Here is a 19,814-nt window from a genome sequence, read left to right as displayed (position 1 = left end):
TTCTCCCCGCCTCCCAAGTTCGTGAGACTCTGATCTCACCACGAGACTGCGGTATCATCAGCGCTGTGTCAACACCGTACGAGGCCGGCGGCCGGAGCAGGCAGAAGCAGCGGACCCGGGACGCCCTGGTCCAGGCGGCGAAAGCGCTGGTCGCCACCGGAGTGGCACCAACCATCGAGGAGGCGGCCGCAGCCGCTGGGATCTCCCGCCCCACCGCCTATCGCTACTTCCCCAACCAGCGCACACTGCTCGCCGCCGCCCATCCGGAGACCGGCGCGACCTCGATGCTCCCGGCCGATCCACCGCCGGATGTCGCGAGCCGACTGGCCCTGGCGATCCGGACCTTCACGGGCCTGATCCTCGAGACCGAGGCCCAGCAACGAACGATGCTCCGGCTCTCCCTCGAGGCCGATCCTGCCGAGCGGGCAGAACTACCGCTGCGACAGGGACGTGCCATCGGCTGGTTCGAAGAAGCCCTGGCGCCGCTTCGGGACGAGCTCGGCGACGAGGCGATCCGTCGGCTCGCGGTCGCGATCCGTTCCGCCGTCGGCATCGAAGCCCTCAGCTGGCTGACCGACATCGCCCGCCTGTCCCGCGACGACGCCGTCGAGACGATGACCTGGTCCGCCCAGTCGATGCTCCACGCTGCGCTCGCTGGTCGCCTGCCTCCGGAGACCATCGGCAACACGGCCACGGCGAACTAACCCCCGTACGGCCGGCACTTATCAACCTGCTGACGGCTTTTGGCTGGCGGCGTGAGGGATGTCTCGCGGCGCTGGTTAATGAGTGCTGGCGGTACGCGATTTCCGGTTGAATAGGGGTATGGACAGCGGGCTGGTGGTGCGGGCAGGGGTGGTGATCCCCGAATCGGAACTGGAATGGCGCTTCTCGCGTTCCAGTGGGCCCGGTGGCCAGTCCGTCAACACCACCGACAGCCGGGTCGAGCTCAGCTTCGACGTCGCTACGAGCAACGCGCTGAACGAGGTGTTCCGTGAGCGGGCCCTGGACCGCCTCGCCTCGCGCCTGGTCGACGGCGTACTGACCATCGCCGCCTCGGAGCAACGCTCTCAATGGCGCAACCGCGAAGCCGCCCGGATCCGGCTGGCGAACCTCCTCCGCGAAGCGATCGCCGCGCCACCACGACCCCGCCGGCCGACCCGGCCGAGCAAGAACGCGATGCGCCGCCGCGCCGACGACAAGCGCCGCCGCAGCGAGACCAAACGCCTCCGCGGCCGCCCGAACGACTAACCCCTGCCGGTCATTCCAAGCCCTCCAGACCAGGTCCACGGATAAACACAGTAAGGAAGAACAGGTGGCGCGGACACCACCTCGCTCAGCCACCGGCGACATCGAGGATCTGTCCGTGACGTACGCACTCCCCGCACTCGCGAGGAACAACACCGCATCGGCGATGTCACCCGCCTCCCCGAGCCTGCCGCCCTTCCGCAGGGCGCCAGGCCGGAAACCAACGGCCGTTACAGCCGCTGTGCAGTTCGGCCGGGAAGAGCTGGGGTCAGCCGCCGGCGAAGGGTGGGAGGGCGTCGATGAGGGCGCCTTCGTGGAGGTGTGTGTCAAGGTCGACCCGCTCGCCGTCGACCATAAAGCTGCAGATCCCGAGGACGCGGGCCAGCTCGGGCCGGTCGGCCGAAACGGCACCGACGAGTTCCTTCACCGAACTCGCTCGCGCGGTCGCCGTGGACTCGCCCGCCGCTGCGCGCGCGGCGGCGAAGTACCTGATGGTGACTTCCGGCATTTGAGTAGGGCCTCACTAATCGGTTAAGTCTTCCGGTATTATGTCAGCTTGCTGTTCCACCAGTGTGTCTCGGGCCCCCGGCAATGACGCCGCTGGGGCCTGACGTGCAAAAGGACCGGATCTCTCACCAGGGACCCGACGACCCGCACAAGGAGACAGCGTGAGCACGTTGCTTCTGCTGACGAACGCGCTGCAGGCCTCTACCGAGGTGCTGCCCTCGCTCGCTTTGCTGCCCCACCAGATCCGGATCCTGCCCTCCGAGGTCGCCGCCCTGGTGGACGCCCCCGACGCGGATGCCGTGTTGCTGGACGCCCGCCGTGACCTGGTCACGGTCCGAGGGGTGTCCCGGCTGATCCGCACCACCGGCATCGACGTACCGCTGTTCCTGGTCGTCACCGAAGGCGGTCTGACCGCGGTGAACGCCGACTGGGGCGCCGACGACGTCCTGCTCGACACGGCCGGCCCGGCCGAGATCGAGGCCCGGCTCCGGCTCGTCATCGGCCGCCTTGCCGCCATCCGCAACGAGGACCCCGACACCTCGCTGATCCGCAGCGGTGACGTGGTGATCGACGAGGCCTCGTACACGGCGAAGTTGAACGGGCGCGCGCTCGACCTCACGTACAAGGAGTTCGAGCTGTTCAAGTTCCTCGCACAGCACCCGGGACGGGTGTTCACGCGGGAGCAGCTGCTCCAGGAAGTCTGGGGCTACGACTACTTCGGCGGCACCCGGACGGTCGACGTCCACGTCCGCCGCCTCCGCGCCAAGCTCGGCCCCGAGCACGAATCGCTCATCGGCACCGTCCGCAACGTCGGCTACCGCTTCGTGATCCCCCCCACCACCCCCCAACGAGAAACAGCCGACTCCACCGTCTAACCCCCGCCGCCATTTGCAGGTCGCCAACACCGCTCCCCCGCGGTCGGCAGGCGGTGCCGAACGGTTCCCACCCTCGCGCGCGACAGCCACGACCAGCACGGCATGCGGGCGCTTCCACGCGGCAGGTAGGCGCGAGCACCGCCCCGCCGCTCCGGCAGGTCGTCAGCAGCACTTCCGCGCTGTCGGTCGATCGTCAGCACCGCGCGATCGGCACGGAATCAGAACCACTCCCGCGCGGCAAGCACGGCGTCACGGCGCCGCTGCCGCAGGTAAGCACGGAATCAGCACCACTCCCGCGCGGCAAGCACGGCGTCACGGCGCCGCTCCCGCACGGTCCAATCGGTCTGCAGCAACGCCTACGCGCGGGTGGTTCAGGCGCCAACTCCGCTCCCGCGCGGTCGTTAGGCGCGTCACGGCGCCTCCCCCTGCGGGGTTCGTCGGGTGGGAGCGCCGCTCCTGCGCGGTGGGTGGCGGGGTTGCGGAGCGGGTGGGGAAACTACCTTGGACCAGGGTGTGTTTTTGCTGCTACCGTGCGTATTCGGTCTTTTCACGGAAGGTGACCGATGGCGCACGTTGCTCCGACTTCGCACCGCCGCGCGACCCGCGCATCGCACCGCGGCGACCGCACCGCTGACGGCCCGATCCAGACCACGACCTGGCTCGGTCTCACGTTCGCGCTGATCTTCGGCCTGGTCCTGATCGGCCGCGCCCACGTCGGCGTCCACGCGGCGGGCGTAACCCTGCTGATCATGCTGGTCCCGCTCACCTTCGCGGTGTTCGGCGCCGCCCTCCTCCGCCGCGGCCTCGGCTCCGGAAAGGCAGCCCTCTCCACCGCCCTCGCCCTGACCTTCGTAATCCTCAGATTCCTGATCTAGCTCAACCCCAGTCGCCCGCCGCGCACGCTGAGGCATCGACCGGCGGGAGGCCGCCGAACGCAGCGCTGAGTCGACCACGCGTCGCCCCGCCCTCGCAGTACGGGCGTCTTCGGGAACCAACTAAGGCATTCCGCCACCAGAAAAGCGCACCGGATGCCCACGAGCCGGCAACCGACGCAGGAATTCCGCGCCTTGGTGCACCGCTCGAGCGCGTGATCGGCCCAGAACACTCAGCCGGCGCACAAGGAATGCGCTGGGTAGCGGCCGAAGCAGGCGACTGCAACCGGCGACGCACTGGGCCTTGATCGCGAGGCGGGCAGGCCGCCGGGCGCTCGGGTGGAGCGGGTCGGATCGCCCGGAGCACCTGGCGAGAGCGTTCGACCGCACGGTGCACATGGCGTTCGACCGCACGGTGCACATGGTGAGAGCAGGTCCGACCCCCGGGGCTCGTGGTGGGGGCGGCGCCGGAAGGCCGGGCCTCCTGGATGGGAGCAGGGCGAACGGTCGGCGTACCGGCGTACCGGCGTACGGGTCGGGAAGTCCTGACCCGCACGCCGGTTCCGGGTCAGGAGATGCTGATGCGGTCGGTCGGGCCTGGGGTGTACGGGTCGTGGGCGGTGAGGTAGTTGGCGAAGGCGTCGATGTCGAGGCCGCCGAAGAACTTGTCCGTCGCGGTGGTGAAGGCCGGGAAGCCGTCACCGCCGTCGGAGAGGAAGTTGTTCGTGACGATCCGGTACGTCGTCGCGTCGACCAACGGCTGGCCCGCGATCTTGATCGAGCCCGCGACCACCTTGGCACCCGGCGTCGCGGCCGGGCTGTAGGTGTAGGTGATGCCGGAGATCTGCAGCACCTTGTTCGCGGTCTGGTTGACGCCGGAGAACTGCTGTTCCAGCAGCGCCTTGATCTGGGTCCCGGTCATGTCCATCGAGACCAGGTAGTTGTTGAACGGCTGCACGGTGAACGCGCTGCCGTAGGTGACGGCGCCTCCGGTCGAGGCGAGGTCGGCCCGGATCCCGCCCGGGTTCATGAACGCCACCACCGGCGTCTTGTTGTTGGTGATGGTCGAGGGATCGGCCAGTTGCCCGTCGGCGATCAGGTTGCCCAGCGGGGACTCACCCGAGTCGTCCGGCGTCTTCACCACCGACGGGGTGGTGATGTGACCGATGACCTTGGACTCGATCGGCGCGACCAGCGTCTGGTAGCCGCTGATGAGCTTGGTCAGCCGCGGGTCCTTCGGCACGTCCTGGGTGACGATGTGGTTGTTCGCCATCGTGTTCAGCCGGTCCACGTCGTGCGTGGTGTTGTCGATGCTCAGCCGGACCTCGGTGACGATCTTGCCGAACGAGGACGCGCTGGTGACGAGCCGCGGCTTGCCTGCCGGGTCGGGGAACGAGCAGTTGTACGACTGGTGGGTATGGCCGGAAAGGATCGCGTCGATCGCCGGGTCGAGGTTCTTGGCGATGTCGAGGATCGGACCGGAGACGCCCGGGCAGCTGTTGAATGCCTTCGGGTCGGCCGGCAGACCGCCCTCGTGCAGCAGCACCACGATCGCCTCGATGCCCTGCTGCTTCAGCTTCGGCACCAGCGCGTTGGCGGTCTCCACCTCGTCCTTGAAGGCCAGGCCCTGGACGCCGGACTTGGTGACGATGTTCGGGGTGTTCTCCAGCGTCATGCCGATGAAGGCGACCTTCTGGCCGTCACGGAACTTCTTCACCGTGTACGGCGCGAACAGGGTCTTCGCGGTGTTCTCGTAGAACACGTTCGCCGACAGGTACTTGAAGTCCGCGCCCTTGAACTTGTGGTCCGGGCAGGAGTTCTGGTTGTTCTGGCCGTCGCCGTCGTTCAGACAGCCGCCTTTCTGCATCCGCAGAAGTTCCTTGTACCCCTCGTCGAACTCGTGGTTGCCGACCGAGGTGGCATCCAGACCCATCGCGTTCATCGCCTCGATGGTCGGCTCGTCGTGGAACGCGGCCGAGAGCAGCGGCGAAGCGCCGATCAGGTCACCGGCGGCGACCGTGGCGGTGTCCTGGCCCTGCGCCCGGGCGGACCGTCGCAGCAGGTCCAGCTGGGTCGACAGGTACTCCGCGCCACCCGCGGGCGTGCCGTTCACGTTGCCGCTCGAGCTGGTCGCCGGGTTCGGCGCGAGGTTGCCGTGGAAGTCGTTGATCGCGAGCAGCTGAATCTGGGTGTGCGTCGGCTTGGGCTTCGCCGGCGCAGCCTGGGTCACGGTTCCCCCCGTGGCCAGCCCGAGCACCACAGCGGCTCCCGCGGCCACCAGGCCGACGGCCCGGGGTCCCCTCAGCCACTTCTTGTCTCGTCCTGTGAAGGCCATGTCTTCTCCGTCGTCGTTTCGATCGCCGCTGGTGTGCGGTGCCCGAAAATTACCCGACCTGGCGCGGCACACCAAGGCCCTGACAGTGAACTGACCGGGACCTTTTACGGTATTCAGGTGACACTCGAAGCCGTACCCTCCCCGTTGCCCTCGGCCACCGCCGCCGCCGTCACCGAACTCGCTCGTTCGGCCGCACAGAGCGACGGCGTCAATCCGCTGTCCGAACAGACACTGCTCCACCTGGACGGTGAACACCGGGGCGACGTCCACGTCCTCGCGTACGCCGGGGATCCGGGCGCGACCGACCTCGCCGGATACGGGGCGCTAGGGGCGGATGGATCCGCCGAACTGGTGGTCTCCCCGCAGTACAGACGCCAGGGCTTCGGTACTTCGCTGCTTCGGATTCTCCTCGACCACGGTGGTTCGCGGCTTCACGTGTGGGCCCATGGGAGGCTCCCCGGATCCGACGAGCTTGCCGCTCAACTGGGGCTTGAGGTCGCTCGGGAGCTCTACTTCCTCCGGCGGCCGAGCGCTCCCCTGCCGGCTGCTGTCTGGCCGGCTGGGGTCTCGGTACGGGCGTTCATACCGGGCGAGGACGACGCAGCATGGCTCGCCGTGAACGCGGCGGCCTTCGCGCATCACCCGGAGCAGGGCGGCTGGGACCAGTCGGACCTGACGGACCGGCTACACCAACCGTGGTTCGACCCGGCCGGCTTCTTCCTCGCTGTGGACGACGCCTCGGGCGAACTGGCTGGCTTCCACTGGACAAAGGTCCACGACGACGAGGGCGAGGCGCCGTTCGGCGAGGTGTACGTGGTGGGCGTCGCTCCTTCGCACCAGGGCACGGGCCTCGGCAAGGCGCTGACGCTGGAGGGTGTCCGCCACCTCCAGGAGGACCGCGGACTCGCGTCGGTGGTCCTGTACGTCGACGGCACCAATACCGCTGCGCACTCTCTGTACACAAAACTCGGCTTCGAAACCGCCGCCCTGGACGTCCAATTCGCGCCTGTGAACGGTCTCACACCGGATTCATCTGCTCACATCGCGTCATAACCCGTGCCCACCTCCGTCCCACCACTAACCAGGAGCCGCCCGAGCCACTCACCCCCCAGCCGGGCGGCTCCTGGCCCCCAACCACTTATCCACAGCCTGCGTCTCTGGCCATCCCTAGCGATCCCACGCTCAGTTACGATCGTGGTCGACTACGGAGAGGTGACCCCCGTGACTACCCGCAACAGGCCCACCGCCCTAACCCTGGCCTGTCTAGCCACGCTCGCCCTAACCGCCTGCACCGGAGGCAGCCCCGACGCAGGCCGCCCAGACAGGTCAGCGACTTCGTCGGCCCCCGGCACTAGCTCGACACCGTCCACACCGGCACCTACGAGCCCACCCGAGCGACCCTCCGGTGCCACGGGCCTGACCCTCGCGTCCGCCGAGGCCTTTGTCAGGTACTACAGCGATTTAATGAACTACGCATCTGACACCGGCGACAGCACCGGACTGCTCAGCGCAAGCGAGGCCGGCTGCGAGAATTGCAAGGCATATGCCGACTTCGTGCAGAAGTCGAATGCGGCCAATGGTCTCCTGACTGGCGACTACCACGAACGACTCAAAGAGGTCTCCGAGCTCGTCCGCGGCCAGAATGGTCGTCTCGGCGGCTCAGCCGTTGTCAGCGTGGGCCAATACGTCAGCCGTCCGACGCCGACGGCCACTCCGTTCACGAGCAAGGCGAGGACATACACGCGAGAGCTCGCCTTGTCACCTCAGAGCGGTAGCTGGGTGATGTACGAGATGAAGCAAGTCGAGCAATGAGGGCATCGATCTGGTGCACGTTGCCGGTGGCCAGTCTGTTGGTTGCTGCATGCGCATTCTGGGTGCAGCCTGCCGGAGCCTCTCGCCCGGCAGATCAACAGGTCGCTCCGCAGGCTGTGACCACTCCCAGACCACCTGACGTCAGCGTCGATCCGACGAAGGACGGCATATTGGTGAAGGGGAGGACAAAGGTCGATGGCCGGCTCAACGGCAACCGCCCGAAGGCACTGCCTCAGCGCGGCAAGGTTGCTAAGCACATCCCCACCGTCGTGGATGCTAAAAACCTGACCAGGCCACTGACCCGAGACGACTTCAGGTTGAATATTGGGGTTTGTGGGCGGGTGGGGGCTGATGGGACTGTTCCTGGGCCTACCAGGTGTCAGCCGTTTACGCCGGATCGGCCGGGGGTTACGCCGCCGCCGGGTGGGGTGGTTCGGCGGTTGCCTCGGCCTCAGGATGTTACGTGGGAGCAGCTTTTGGCGGAGTACAAGGATGTGTTGTTCCCGGGGCTTGGAGTGAAGGTGCAGCCCAAGGCGCGGACGCTGGTCAATCTGGACACCATTGTTTATACGGATCAGAGCAAGGTGTCGGTGAATACCGTTAGTTTGCTGGGGTTTGCGGTGGTGGTTGAGGCTACGCCGATGAGCTATATCTGGAATTTTGGGGATGGGAAGTCGGTGACGACGACCTCGCCGGGGAAGGCGTATCCGGCCAAAGAGATTACGCACAAGTATTTGAAGCGTGGGGACGTCAGCGTGACGCTCACTACGAATTACGCGGCTCGGTACAGCGTGGCCGGCACCGGGTGGCAGTACGTGGAGGGGACTGTGGCTATTGCCGGGCCTGCTACGGGGCTGCTGGTGCGGGAGGCTGTGCCTGTGTTGGTGGATCCGCAGCGCTGAAGGTCAGGTGAGGGCTTCGCGTAGGCGGGTGGCTATGCGGAGTTGAGCCGCTCGGGTTTCGCCGCCCAGGGCGAGGATGCTGGCGAAGCCGTGGACCATGCCGGGTTCGCAGACGTGGGTGACCTGGACTCCTGCCGCGGCCAGCAGTTCGGCGTACTCGTTGCCTTCGTCGCGGAGCGGGTCGAAGCCGGCGGTGACGATGTGGGCCGGGGCCAGGCCGGACAGGTCCTTGGTGAAGATCGGCGAGACCAGCGGGTTCGGACGGATGGCCGGGTCCGGTGTGTAGTGCTCGCGGTACCAGATGATGTCCTCCTCGGTGAGGAAGAAGCCCTCGCCAAAAAGGTCCCGGCTCGGGCGGCGGCCGACCAGGTCGACGGCCGGGTAGAGCAGCAACTGGAGTGCCGGCGACGGGAGACCGCGCAGTACGCATTGCTGGGCGACCACCGCGGAAAGGTTGCCTCCGGCACTGTCTCCACCGACGGCCACCAGTGCGGGGTCCGCGCCGAGGTCTTCGGCGTGCTCGACAGCCCAACTGAACGCGGCGATGGCGTCCTCGGCCGCGACCGGCGCCTCCGCCTCCGGCGCGAGCCGGTAGTCGACCGACAACACGCGTACGCCGGCCTCCGAAGCCAGGTCGCGGCAGTAGGCGTCGTGGCTGTCCAAGTCGCCGACAACCCACCCGCCGCCGTGGAAGAACACGAGCAACCCGCGACCCGCGGTACGGGGCACGTAGAGGCGGGCGCCGAGCTGACCATCGGCGCCGCGGACCGTGAGTTCGGTCACGCGCTGTAGTTCACGCGGGTTCCCGGCGACCAGCTTGGACATCCTGATCAGGTTGGTCCGCGCGCCGGCGACCGATTTCATTGATGACGGCAACAAGTTCTCCAGCCGGAGCAGGAGCTGGAGATCGGGGTCCAGGACGTTGCCGTCGATCTGGATCGGAGCCCCGGCCAGGCGGTGCCGGAGCGCCCGGGGCAGCACCGTCACCGGCTTCAGGGCGTTGCCCTGCACCGTGTCCAGCGCGGTTCGCAGCAGGGTGTCCACTCGTCGGTTCACAAGGAGTGACGCTAGCAACAAGTCCCGGCTCGCCGCCTAGGCAACCTGCTGTTCACCCAAGGATGGGATGCTGGTCCACGTGGCTGGAGACTTGTTGGCGTCGCACAACCGGGAGTACGACGTCGAGCCCCCGTACGACATCGCGGAGGCCGGCGATCTCCCACCGGACCGGTTCTCGGACCGCGAGCTGAGCTGGCTCGCGTTCAACCAGCGCGTGCTCGAGCTGGCCGAGGACGAGCGCGTCCCGCTGCTGGAGCGGGCCAAGTTCCTGGCCATCTTCGCCAGCAACCTGGACGAGTTCTACATGGTCCGGATCGCCGGGCTGAAGCGCCGGATCGCGGCCGGGGTGGCGGTCAAGGCCGCCAGCGGGCTGATGCCTCGCGAGGTACTCGATCGCAGCCTGACCCGGAGCCGGGAGCTGATGGACCGGCAGGCGGAGACGTGGCGGAAGACGGTGCAGCCCGCTCTGACCGAGCAGGGTATCGAGATCCTCCGCTGGGACGAGCTGGACACGTCGGAGCGGGAGGGGATGACGAAGTTCTTCAAGGACCGGGTCTTCCCCGTGCTGACTCCGCTGGCCGTCGACCCCTCCCACCCGTTCCCGTACATCTCCGGCCTGTCGCTCAACCTGGCCGTGGTGGTCCGGAACCCGGACACCGGTGGCGAGCACTTCGCCCGGGTCAAGGTGCCGCCGCTGCTGCCCCGGTTCGTCCGGGTCGCCGACGACCGGTTCGTCCCGCTCGAGGACGTCATCGCCACTCACCTGGGCCAGCTCTTCCCGGGCATGGAGGTGACCCAGGTCCACACCTTCCGGGTCACCCGCAACGAGGACCTCGAGGTCGAGGAGGACGACGCCGAGAACCTGCTCGCCGCGCTCGAGAAGGAGCTGCTGCGGCGCAAGTTCGGGCCGCCGGTCCGGCTCGAGGTCGAGGAGTCGATCGAGCCGCAGGTGCTGTCGCTGCTGGTCTCCGAGCTCGGCGTCACCGACGCCGAGGTGTTCAAGCTGCCCGGCCCGCTCGATCTGCGCGGGCTGTTCGCGATCGCGGCGCTGGACCGGGCCGAGCTGATGTACCCGGCATTCGTCCCGTCGACCCACCCGCACCTGGCCGAGGTGGAGACCTCCAACCCGGCCGATCTGTTCCATGCGCTCAAGCAGCGCGACGTACTCGTGCACCACCCGTACGACTCGTTCTCCACGAGCGTGCAGCGCTTCATCGAGCAGGGCCGCGGCCGACCCGCACGTGCTGGCGATCAAGCAGACGCTCTACCGGACGTCGGGTGACTCCCCGATCGTGGACGCGCTGATCGACGCCGCCGAGGCCGGCAAGCAGGTGCTGGTGCTGGTCGAGATCCAGGCGCGCTTCGACGAGCAGGCGAACATCAAATGGGCCCGCCAGCTCGAACATGCCGGCTGCCACGTCGTGTACGGCGTGATCGGGCTCAAGACGCACTGCAAGCTGTCGATGGTGGTCCGCGAGGAGCCGGACGGTCTTCGCCGCTACGTCCACATCGGCACCGGCAACTACCACCCGAAGACCGCGCGGCTCTACGAGGACCTCGGCCTGCTGACCAGCGACAAGGTGGTCACCGAGGACATCGCGCACCTGTTCAACCACCTGTCCGGGTTCGGCCGCAGCAGCGGCTACCGGCGGCTCCTGGTCGCACCACAGTCCGTACGGCGTGGTCTGCTCGAGCGGATCGAGCGCGAGGTCCAGCACCACCTCGCGGGTCGCCCCGCGCGCGTGCGGATCAAGGTGAACAGCCTGGTCGACGAGGCCCTCTCGGACGCCCTGTACCGCGCGTCGCAAGCCGGCGTACCGGTGGATCTGTGGATCCGGGGCATCTGCACGATCCGGCCCGGCATCCCCGGTTTGTCCGACAACATCCGGGTCCGGAGCGTCCTCGGCCGGTTCCTCGAGCACAGCCGGGTGTTCTGGTTCGAGAACGGCGGCGAACCGGAGGTCTGGATCGGCTCGGCCGACCTGATGCACCGCAACCTGGATCGCCGGGTCGAGGTGCTCGTCCAGTTGAAGGAGGCCGACCACGTCACCGAGCTGGACGATCTGTTCGACCTCGGCTTCGACGACACCGTGGGGTCGTGGTGGCTGCAGCCCGACGACACCTGGCAGGCCCGGCTGACCGGAGCGGACGGCGAACCACTCCGCGACCTGCAAGAACGTCTGATCCTCACGCGTGGCCGTCGCCGCCAGACGGATCCGACTACCTAGGGTTGGTGTCTGTGAGTACGGCGACTGTGATCGCCGCGGGTGGCGTCGTCTGGCGGGAGCAGCGAGGCGAGCGCCAAGTCCTGCTGGTGCATCGCCCCCGGTACGACGACTGGTCCCTCCCGAAGGGGAAGCTGGTCCCGGACGAGCACGTGCTGGTGGCCGCGCACCGCGAGATCGAGGAGGAGACCGGTCAGCGGGTGACCCTCGGCCCGTCGCTCGGCATCCAGCGGTACGAGGTCCGCAAGAACGGCGGGTCCGTGCCGAAGATGGTGCACTACTGGTCTGCCGCGATCGACGGCAAGGCGCGGGAGTTCGAGCCGAACGACGAGGTCGACAAGCTCGACTGGCTCGGCATCGACAAGGCCCGGAGCAGGCTCAGCTATCCCCGTGACGTCGACATCCTCGATCTGCTCGACGGCCGCGCCGAAGTCACCTCGTCGCTGGTGCTGATCCGGCATGCCGAGGCCGTGAAGCGTAAAGAGTGGGACCGCAAGGACACCGATCGGCCGCTGACCGGGGAAGGAGAGTCGACGGCCGAGCGGCTCGTCGCGGTACTGGCTGCTCTCGGTGTCGATCGGGTTCTCAGCAGCGACGCTGAGCGGTGCGCGGCCACGGTCGCGCCGTACGCCGGGGCGATCGGCAAGAAGATCCACCTACATCGGGAGATCTCCGAGCGCGGCTACGAGGCCGATCCGGACGCGATGCGCGGTCTCGGCGACAAGGCGTGGCGGCCCGGCAAGGTCACCGCGATCTGTTCGCACCGGCCCGTACTACCCGCGCTTGCCCGCGAGCTCAGCTTGCCGGTCGGCAAGTACGCACCCGCCGCATTCGTCGTGGCCCACCGGATCGCGGACGGCCGGATCGTCCACGAACGCTTCGGCGCGCCCTGAGCGACTGCCGCCGGCCACGGCTGGTGACAGCATGTTTACGTCAAGACACGGTGACGGCGGGGCGGTGGCCGGAGTCAGCCGAGTTCCTTGCGGGTATGTTCCTACCGAGGCTGCATTAGGGGCGCCCCACCGGGCGCCGGCTCACGGAGAGGTTCGGGCGCACCATGACGACGATGCGAGAACTCACCCTGATCGGGATCCGGATGGAATCGCCCAACCGGGCGCCTGTGATGATGCTGCGCGAGACCGAGGGCTACCGGTACCTGCCGATCTCGATCGGTTCGGTCGAGGCGACCGCGATCGCGTACGAGGAACAGGGCCTGCGCCCGTCCCGGCCGCTGACCCACGATCTGATGCGGGACCTGATCGAGGCGTTCGGCGTCCACATCGAGGCCGTCGAGATCGTCGAACTGCGCGACGCCGTCTTCTACGCCGAGCTCGTGCTCGGCAACGGCGTCCGCGTCTCCGCCCGCCCCAGCGACTCCGTTGCCCTAGCCGTCAGACTCGGTACGCCGATCCGCTGCACCGAGAAGGTGCTGCTCGAGGCCGGCGTGGCCACCCCGGAAGAAGAGCAGGCCGAGCTGGAACGCTTCCGCCAGTTCCTCGACGGCGTGGCCCCGGAAGACTTCTCCAGCTGATCGCGTCCGCCGGTCCGCTGCAACAAGCTGCAATCATTTACCGATTTGTCGGACCCGTGCGCTAGGTTCCAGCCGACGCTGGCGACAGGGGTGATCGCCAGGCCTTACTCCCTGGGGGTTCTCACCATGCGCAAGTCCGCCGCAGCACTGTCCCTGAGCCTGCTGGCCGCCACACTGACCGCCGTACCGGCCCATGCCGCCGATGGAGTGGTCACCATCGCCTGGGCCGACGCCACGCACAAGGCCGTCCGGGTGGCCTGACCCGCCGACGACAAGGCGAACGACTCCAGGTGATGCTGCATGGCAGCCCTGCGCACACCGTGACGATCGGCGCGGCCGCGCCAGAGACCGTCGACATCCCTGTCAGCGCCTTCCCGACCAGCGAGCGCCTCCGGATCGACGTGCGGGCGATCACCTCGCCCTGGAACACCTTGGTCGGCTCATCGGCAGTCTTCGACACGGACCTGCGCTTCGACGGCTACATCCAGGAGCTGCGGCCGAACACCGACGGCACGCTCGGGTTGACCTGGATCTACACCGGCACCCCTGACGACGCGACGGATCCACTCGACCTGCCGATCTCTCATCTGGGTGGACCGCTGGTCAGTACCCCGACCGGTTGCGACTGGCAGCAGGTCGGCAACCTGACCGGCTCGACCGTCGCGACGACGATGGCCAACCGGCCGCGGCCGCACCAGCTGCGCTTCCGGTCGAACGAGGAGTGGGGCAACAGCGACAGCGTTGAGACCTGGGAGATCGACAGCCAGGCGGTCACGCCGTTGAGCCTGCCGTCCGTCGCCAATTTCAACCAGACCCTCACCCTGAAGGGCAAGCTCGAACTGGTCCGCCCCGGCGCCTGCGCGGCAGGTAAGCCACGGCCGACCCTGCAAACCCAGCCCAGCACCGGCGGCACGCTCAAGATGAGCTGGAACATCGTCACGAGCTCGGACGACACCCCCGCGGACCCGCTTGACCTTCCGTTGCCTTACAACTCCCGCCCGCTCGTCAGCGCGCCAGTTGGTTGCGATTGGCAAGAACTCCCGGCGGTCCCCGGACAGAAGGTGACCACGACCCTGCCGGCGCACTCCCTCCCCTACCGGGTGTCGACCCGGACGACCGAGGAATGGGCTGGGACCACTGGCCCGACCAGGTCGGCCAGTTCACGGCCGGGCTGATTTCCTTCCCGACCACTTCCGTGTTCGGTGACCTGATCCACGTGCGCGGCAAGGCCGAGGTACTCACGGCAGGAGCCTGTACTGCAGGTCAGCCGGTGCCGGTCCGCCGGTCGCCCAGGTCGCAGCCTCTCGTGCTGCAGACGCGTAACAGCTCGAGTGCTGCCTGGGCCACCGTCGACACCAACATCTGGCCGGACGCGACGGGCGCCTTCCAGGCCTCCTTCATCGCGATCGGCGCCCGCCAGTACCGAGTGCTGGCGCCGTCGGTTTCCAACGACGCCTTGGCCGGCACCGACACCGGGAGCGCCTTCGAGGGCGCGACGCCGACCGCGAACTTCACCACGAAGTACAAGCTGAACTCGGCGAAGGTCGTCAGTACGACGAGCCCCACGGGCGTCAAGCAGGCGGTGGCGAGCATCCGGCTCGGCCCGGCCAACAACGTCCGGACCACGTTGCAGAAGTGGGACGGCAAGGCCTGGGTCTCGGTCAAGTGGGTCTATGTCGGGAACGGCGCCGGCCAATTCACCTTCCCTTCGCCTCCGCGCGGCAGCTACGCGTGCCGCTTCGTAGTACCGTCATCGACCTTCAACGGCCTGGTCATCGGCGGCATCACCACGGGAACGATGGCGCTGACCGTGCGCTGATTCGACATCGGAACGTGACCAACGAGTGTTTCAGGTGACACTGAGTTAGCGCTCCTAACTCAGTTCATCTGATAGCCGCTTGGCGGCATGCCAGCCGTCGTCAGGGCTACCGGAACCGTTCACCGGTCGTTCACCCGCGACGGACCACCCGGTCACTTGCTCTCCCTACCTTTTGTGGAAGTTCAAGAAGTCTGAATCCCGCAGAAGGGCAACACTCTCGTGTCCGTCAATCGCCTGCTCCGCGTCGGCACCGTCGCCGTGGCATCCCTCGGCGTCCTCGCTCTGAGCGCCTGTGGCAGTGACCCGGAGCCGTCGGGCTCCTCGAACCCGTCGAGCTCCACCTCGACCTCCACCGGAGGCGGCGACTGCCCGAAGGGCACCCTGAACGCCGAGGGCTCCACGGCGCAGAAGAACGCCATCGAAGAAGTCATCTCCAAGTACAACGAGAAATGCGCCGATGTCTCGGTGAACTACAACGCGACCGGTTCGGGCGCGGGCATCAAGCAGTTCAAGGCCGGCCAGGTCGATTTCGCCGGTTCGGACTCCGCGCTGAAGACCGTTTCCACCGACGGTGGCGAGACCGAGGCGGCCGCCGCGGCCAAGCGCTGCCAGGGCAGCCCGGCGCTGAACCTGCCGATGGTGGTCGGCCCGATCAGCATCGCCTACAACGTCGATGGCCTGGACAAGCTGGTCCTCGACGGCGCGACCGCCGCCAAGATCTTCCAGGGCACCGTCAAGACCTGGAACGACCCGGCGATCGCCAAGCTGAACGCCGGCGCGAAGCTGCCGTCGACTCCGATCTCGGTCTTCTTCCGCTCGGACGAGTCCGGCACCACCGAGAACTTCACCAAGTACCTCGCCGCCGCCGGCGAAGGCGCCTGGACCGGTAAGCCGGCCAAGAAGTGGACCGGTACGGGTGCCGGCAAGGAGAAGTCGGCCGGTGTGGCCGAGGGCGTCAAGAGCACCAAGAACTCGATCACCTACGTCGAGTGGTCCTACGCGGTCGACAACAAGCTCGGCATCGCGCAGATCGACAACGGCTCCGGCGCCCCGGTCGAGCTGACCGCCGACTCCGCCTCGAAGGCGCTCGCCGCGGCCAAGCCCGCCGGTACCGGCACCGACCTGTCACTGAAGCTCGACTACACGACCAAGGCTGCGGGCACCTACCCGATCATCCTGGCCACCTACGAGATCGCCTGCAGCAAGGGCCTGACCGCCGAGAAGACCGCACTGGTGAAGAGCTTCCTGACCTACTTCGCCGGCGCCGACGGCCAGGGTGCGCTGACCGACCTGCACTACGCGCCGCTCCCGGAGGAGCTGCGGACCAAGGTCGACGCTGCCATCCAGTCGATCAGCTGATCTGAATACCGCAGTACGTCGTGAGGCAAGCCTCGGCCGGTTCACGCGGCCGGGGCTTCGCCTCGTAAGCCATCGACTCAGGCGCTTGGAGCAGCACCCATGAGTAGTACATACGGCACGGCACCGCCCGACCGGCCGACCGATCGTCCACCGGCGAAGAAACTCGACCTGGGGCCGGTCGGACATCTCGGCGACAGACTCTTCGCCGGGCTCGCGCGCGGATCCGGCGGGCTGGTGGTCCTGATCGTCGCCTTCGTCGGTATCTTCCTGCTCGCGCTGGCGATCCCGGCGCTGGCCGACGACAAGAGCAGCTTCCTATTCTCCCGGATCTGGGAGCCAGGTGGCGCGCAGTCGAAGTTCGGTATCGCGGCGCTCTTCTACACGACGCTGATCAGCTCGGTGATCGCGATGCTCATCGCAGTCCCGATCGCGGTCGGCGTCGCCTTGTTCACCACGTACTACGCGCCGAAGCGGCTGGCCACACCGGTCGCGCACGCGGTCGACCTGCTGGCTGCGGTCCCGTCGATCATCTACGGCCTTTGGGGCATCCTGTTCTTCGCGCCGATCCTGCGGCCGGTGATCGACAGACTCGCCGACGCGCTCGGCTGGCTGCCGCTGTTCAAGAAGCCGGCCAGCGAGGACCTCGGCGTCGTGTTCACCGCGTCGGTGGTGCTGGCGATCATGATCCTGCCGGTGGTCACCGCGATCAGCCGGGAGATCTTCGCTCAGACCCCGGTCACGCACCGCGAAGGCGCCCTGGCCCTCGGCGCCACCCGCTGGGAAATGATCCGGATGGCAGTGCTGCCGTACGGGCGCTCCGGTGTGGTCAGCGCCTCGATGCTCGGCCTCGGCCGCGCGCTCGGCGAGACCATCGCCGTACTAATCATCCTGTCGGTGCCGAACGGCAACGATCCGTGGAACTCGTCGATCTTCGCCGGCGGCGAGACGTTCGCCTCGAAGATCGCCAACAATGCCGCCGAGTTCGATTCGCCGGAGAAGACCGGTGCCTACATCGCGGCCGGTCTGGTGCTGTTCGTGGTGACCTTCCTGGTCAACTCGGCCGCGCGGATCATCGTCGCGCGCAGTACGCCGGGCGGTAAGCGCCCACGCAAGGTCCGCCGGGTCGGCGACTCCGACCGGGCCCTCGAAGGAGCGACTCCGTGACCACCATTCTCGCCGCCAACCGGCCGGCGTACGACGGCAAGGCTCTCGATCTGACCGGCAAGTCCGGCGCGAGGGCGTTCCGGAACACCCTGGCCACCGTGCTGATCATCCTTTGTTTCCTGGTCGCCCTGGTCCCGTTGGTGTGGATCCTGTGGACCGTGGTGAGCAAGGGCTACCACCTGCTGCTCGACCCGAACTGGTGGAGCCAGTCGCAGCGAGGCGTGACCGTACGCCGGGTCGGCGGCGGCGCGTACCACGCGATCATGGGCACGCTGATCATGTCGCTGATGACGACGCTGATCGCAGTACCGATCGCCATCCTCGGCGCGGTCTACCTGGTCGAGTACGGCAAGGGCACCAAGGCCGCCAAGGTGGTCAGCTTCACCATCGACATCCTCACCGGTGTCCCGTCGATCGTCGCGGCACTGTTCATCTACGCCGTCTGGATCACCGTGCTCGGCTTCAACCGGGTCGGGTTCGCGGTCTCGCTGGCGCTGGTCCTGCTGATGTTGCCGGTCGTCCTGCGCTCCACCGAGGAGATGCTCAAACTCGTCCCGGACGAGCTGCGCGAGGCGTCGTACGCGCTCGGCGTACCGAAGTGGAAGACGATCCTCAAGGTCGTCATCCCGACCGCGTTCGGCGGCATCATCACCGGCGTGATGCTCGGCCTGGCCAGGGTGATGGGTGAGACCGCGCCGCTGCTGATCCTGGTCGGCTACTCCAAGAACATCAACCTCAACCCGTTCGACGGGTTCATGGGCGCACTGCCGACGATGATCAACCAGGACCGGACCGAACTGGCGCTGCAGCCGGCCGCGGACCGGGTCTGGGCGGCGGCGCTCACGTTGATCCTGCTGGTCCTTCTGCTCAACATCCTGGCCCGCACCATCGCGCGGTTCAGCACCATCAAGTCCAAATAGTCGAGAGGTTCTGAGTCGATATGGCGAAACGCATCGAGGTCAGCGGCCTCAACGTCTACTACGGGGACTTCAAGGCCGTCGAAGACGTGTCCATGACGATCGAGCCCCGGTCCGTCACGGCCTTCATCGGCCCGTCCGGCTGCGGCAAGTCCACTTACCTGCGCACCCTGAACCGGATGCACGAGGTGATCCCTGGTGCCCGCGTCGAGGGCAAGGTCGTGCTCGACGACCAGGACCTGTACGCCCCGGGGATCGACCCGGTCGCCGTCCGTCGCGTGGTCGGCATGGTGTTCCAGCGGCCGAACCCGTTCCCGACCATGTCGATCTTCGACAACGTCGCGTCCGGGCTGAAGCTCAACGGGGTCAAGGATCGCAAGAAGCTCACCGAGGTCGTCGAGGCCTCACTCAAGAGCGCGAACCTCTGGAACGAGGTCAAGGACCGGCTCGACAAGCCCGGCTCCGGCCTGTCCGGCGGCCAGCAGCAGCGACTGTGCATCGCCCGCGCGATCGCGGTCGAGCCCGAGGTGATCCTGATGGACGAGCCCTGCTCGGCCCTCGACCCGATCTCCACCCTCGCGATCGAGGACCTGATCGAGAAGCTCAAGGACCGCTTTACCGTCGTCATCGTCACCCACAACATGCAGCAAGCGGCCCGCGTCTCCGACCAGACCGCCTTCTTCAACCTCGCCGCCACCGGCAAGCCCGGTCGGCTGATCGAGATGGGGCCGACCAAGCAGATCTTCTCCAACCCCAACGAGAAGGCCACTGAGGACTACATCACCGGCCGCTTCGGCTGAGGTTTCTGCTTGGTACTACGGAGGAGCAGCCCCACGCTGCTCCTCCGTCGCAGCTCCACCCCGCGGGGGACGCCTGCTCCTGCGTCGCGGCTGATTAAGGCGATCGGTCTACCTGCCTCGCGCGGGACAATCCCCGCGCTGCTCCTGCGTCGCAGCTCTCCCCTACCCACATACGCCGCTCCTTGCGTCGCGACGCGTGAACCTCTACCCAACAAGCGATTGCTTGCTGGGTCGCCCAAATAGCGATCGATGCCCGGGGCAACGCTCAAATCTCGCTCCCACACGATCCGCGTACTCGCGGAGCCAGCCGGCCTTCATTTGAGGAAGCGGCGACGAAGGAGCCGCGACGCGGGGTGGGTGGGAGCGGGCGATGCAGGAGCACGCGCGAGGGGACG

Annotated in this window: 19 protein-coding genes and 1 pseudogene; 17 read left to right on the top strand and 3 right to left on the bottom strand. The window is 67.4% G+C overall.

Annotated features, from left to right (window positions below; all coding sequences use genetic code 11):
- Window positions 1–65 precede the first annotated feature (65 nt).
- Both F1D05_RS25040 and arfB read left to right on the top strand, forming a co-directional pair.
- A complete protein-coding gene (locus F1D05_RS25040; RefSeq protein WP_185442914.1) occupies window positions 66–704 on the top strand; it encodes a TetR/AcrR family transcriptional regulator in 639 nt (212 codons plus the stop codon).
- A 118-nt stretch (window positions 705–822) separates the two neighbouring features.
- Window positions 823–1,248: an alternative ribosome rescue aminoacyl-tRNA hydrolase ArfB gene (gene arfB, locus F1D05_RS25035; protein WP_185442913.1), complete on the top strand. Its 426-nt coding sequence runs from the start codon at window positions 823–825 to the stop codon at window positions 1,246–1,248.
- A 265-nt stretch (window positions 1,249–1,513) separates the two neighbouring features.
- On the opposite strand, the gene F1D05_RS25030 is transcribed toward arfB, so the two are convergent.
- Window positions 1,514–1,753: a MoaD/ThiS family protein gene (locus tag F1D05_RS25030; RefSeq protein ID WP_185442911.1), complete on the bottom strand. Its 240-nt coding sequence runs from the start codon at window positions 1,751–1,753 to the stop codon at window positions 1,514–1,516.
- 160 nt (window positions 1,754–1,913) lie between these two features.
- On the opposite strand from F1D05_RS25030, the gene F1D05_RS25025 reads away from it, so the two are divergent.
- Complete coding sequence (locus F1D05_RS25025; protein WP_185442909.1) at window positions 1,914–2,627, top strand: response regulator transcription factor; 714 nt, start codon at window positions 1,914–1,916, stop codon at window positions 2,625–2,627.
- 563 nt (window positions 2,628–3,190) lie between these two features.
- The gene (locus F1D05_RS25020) at window positions 3,191–3,502 is read left to right on the top strand and encodes a hypothetical protein (RefSeq protein ID WP_185442907.1); all 312 of its coding nucleotides are present in this window, start codon (window positions 3,191–3,193) and stop codon (window positions 3,500–3,502) included.
- 565 nt (window positions 3,503–4,067) lie between these two features.
- Here F1D05_RS25020 and F1D05_RS25015 read toward each other — a convergent pair.
- Window positions 4,068–5,834, bottom strand: coding sequence for a bifunctional metallophosphatase/5'-nucleotidase (locus F1D05_RS25015; RefSeq protein WP_185442905.1), 1,767 nt, complete (start codon window positions 5,832–5,834; stop codon window positions 4,068–4,070).
- Between the two features lie 117 nt (window positions 5,835–5,951).
- Here F1D05_RS25015 and mshD point away from each other — a divergent pair, with 117 nt between their 5' ends.
- The 3 genes from mshD to F1D05_RS25000 all read left to right on the top strand — a co-directional run bounded on the left by mshD (window position 5,952) and on the right by F1D05_RS25000 (window position 8,548).
- The gene (gene mshD, locus F1D05_RS25010) at window positions 5,952–6,887 is read left to right on the top strand and encodes a mycothiol synthase (protein ID WP_185442903.1); all 936 of its coding nucleotides are present in this window, start codon (window positions 5,952–5,954) and stop codon (window positions 6,885–6,887) included.
- 3 nt (window positions 6,888–6,890) lie between these two features.
- Window positions 6,891–7,646: a DUF6318 family protein gene (locus tag F1D05_RS39415; RefSeq protein ID WP_343066517.1), complete on the top strand. Its 756-nt coding sequence runs from the start codon at window positions 6,891–6,893 to the stop codon at window positions 7,644–7,646.
- A gap of 476 nt (window positions 7,647–8,122) precedes the next feature.
- On the top strand, window positions 8,123–8,548 hold the full coding sequence (locus F1D05_RS25000; RefSeq protein ID WP_185442900.1) for a PKD domain-containing protein: 426 nt from the start codon (window positions 8,123–8,125) through the stop codon (window positions 8,546–8,548).
- Window positions 8,549–8,551: 3 nt separating this feature from the next.
- On the opposite strand, the gene F1D05_RS24995 is transcribed toward F1D05_RS25000, so the two are convergent.
- Window positions 8,552–9,604 (bottom strand): alpha/beta hydrolase, encoded by a 1,053-nt coding sequence (locus tag F1D05_RS24995; RefSeq protein WP_246485950.1) that lies wholly within the window; start codon window positions 9,602–9,604, stop codon window positions 8,552–8,554.
- A gap of 67 nt (window positions 9,605–9,671) precedes the next feature.
- Between F1D05_RS24995 and F1D05_RS24990 the strand changes: the two are divergent.
- The 10 genes and pseudogenes from F1D05_RS24990 (at window position 9,672) to pstB (ending at window position 19,419) form a co-directional block, all read left to right on the top strand.
- A pseudogene (locus F1D05_RS24990) lies at window positions 9,672–11,832 on the top strand (RNA degradosome polyphosphate kinase).
- Between the two features lie 11 nt (window positions 11,833–11,843).
- A complete protein-coding gene (locus F1D05_RS24985; protein WP_246485949.1) occupies window positions 11,844–12,722 on the top strand; it encodes an NUDIX hydrolase in 879 nt (292 codons plus the stop codon).
- A 164-nt stretch (window positions 12,723–12,886) separates the two neighbouring features.
- Entirely contained in the window at window positions 12,887–13,360 is a 474-nt protein-coding gene (locus F1D05_RS24980) for a bifunctional nuclease family protein (RefSeq protein WP_246485948.1), read from the top strand.
- 126 nt (window positions 13,361–13,486) lie between these two features.
- A complete protein-coding gene (locus tag F1D05_RS42150; protein ID WP_281388747.1) occupies window positions 13,487–13,621 on the top strand; it encodes a hypothetical protein in 135 nt (44 codons plus the stop codon).
- A 32-nt stretch (window positions 13,622–13,653) separates the two neighbouring features.
- Window positions 13,654–14,535, top strand: a complete 882-nt coding sequence (locus tag F1D05_RS24975; RefSeq protein WP_185442898.1) for a hypothetical protein — start codon at window positions 13,654–13,656, stop codon at window positions 14,533–14,535.
- Window positions 14,484–15,179 (top strand): hypothetical protein, encoded by a 696-nt coding sequence (locus tag F1D05_RS24970; RefSeq protein ID WP_185442896.1) that lies wholly within the window; start codon window positions 14,484–14,486, stop codon window positions 15,177–15,179. The genes F1D05_RS24975 and F1D05_RS24970 overlap by 52 nt, the downstream gene beginning before the upstream one ends.
- Window positions 15,180–15,398: 219 nt before the next feature.
- Window positions 15,399–16,538 carry a phosphate ABC transporter substrate-binding protein PstS gene (gene pstS / locus F1D05_RS24965; RefSeq protein WP_185442894.1) on the top strand — a complete coding sequence of 380 codons (1,140 nt, stop codon included), beginning with the start codon at window positions 15,399–15,401 and terminating at the stop codon, window positions 16,536–16,538.
- 99 nt (window positions 16,539–16,637) lie between these two features.
- A complete protein-coding gene (gene pstC / locus F1D05_RS24960; protein WP_185442892.1) occupies window positions 16,638–17,702 on the top strand; it encodes a phosphate ABC transporter permease subunit PstC in 1,065 nt (354 codons plus the stop codon).
- Window positions 17,699–18,622 (top strand): phosphate ABC transporter permease PstA, encoded by a 924-nt coding sequence (pstA, locus tag F1D05_RS24955; RefSeq protein ID WP_206685822.1) that lies wholly within the window; start codon window positions 17,699–17,701, stop codon window positions 18,620–18,622. Before pstC ends, pstA begins: the two co-directional genes overlap by 4 nt.
- A gap of 20 nt (window positions 18,623–18,642) precedes the next feature.
- Window positions 18,643–19,419, top strand: coding sequence for a phosphate ABC transporter ATP-binding protein PstB (gene pstB / locus F1D05_RS24950; RefSeq protein WP_185442890.1), 777 nt, complete (start codon window positions 18,643–18,645; stop codon window positions 19,417–19,419).
- The last annotated feature ends 395 nt before the right edge of the window (window positions 19,420–19,814 follow it).

It is taken from the genome of Kribbella qitaiheensis, from assembly GCF_014217565.1.
Lineage (GTDB): Bacteria > Actinomycetota > Actinomycetes > Propionibacteriales > Kribbellaceae > Kribbella > Kribbella qitaiheensis_A.
This window is presented reverse-complemented; position numbering and strand designations above follow the sequence as displayed.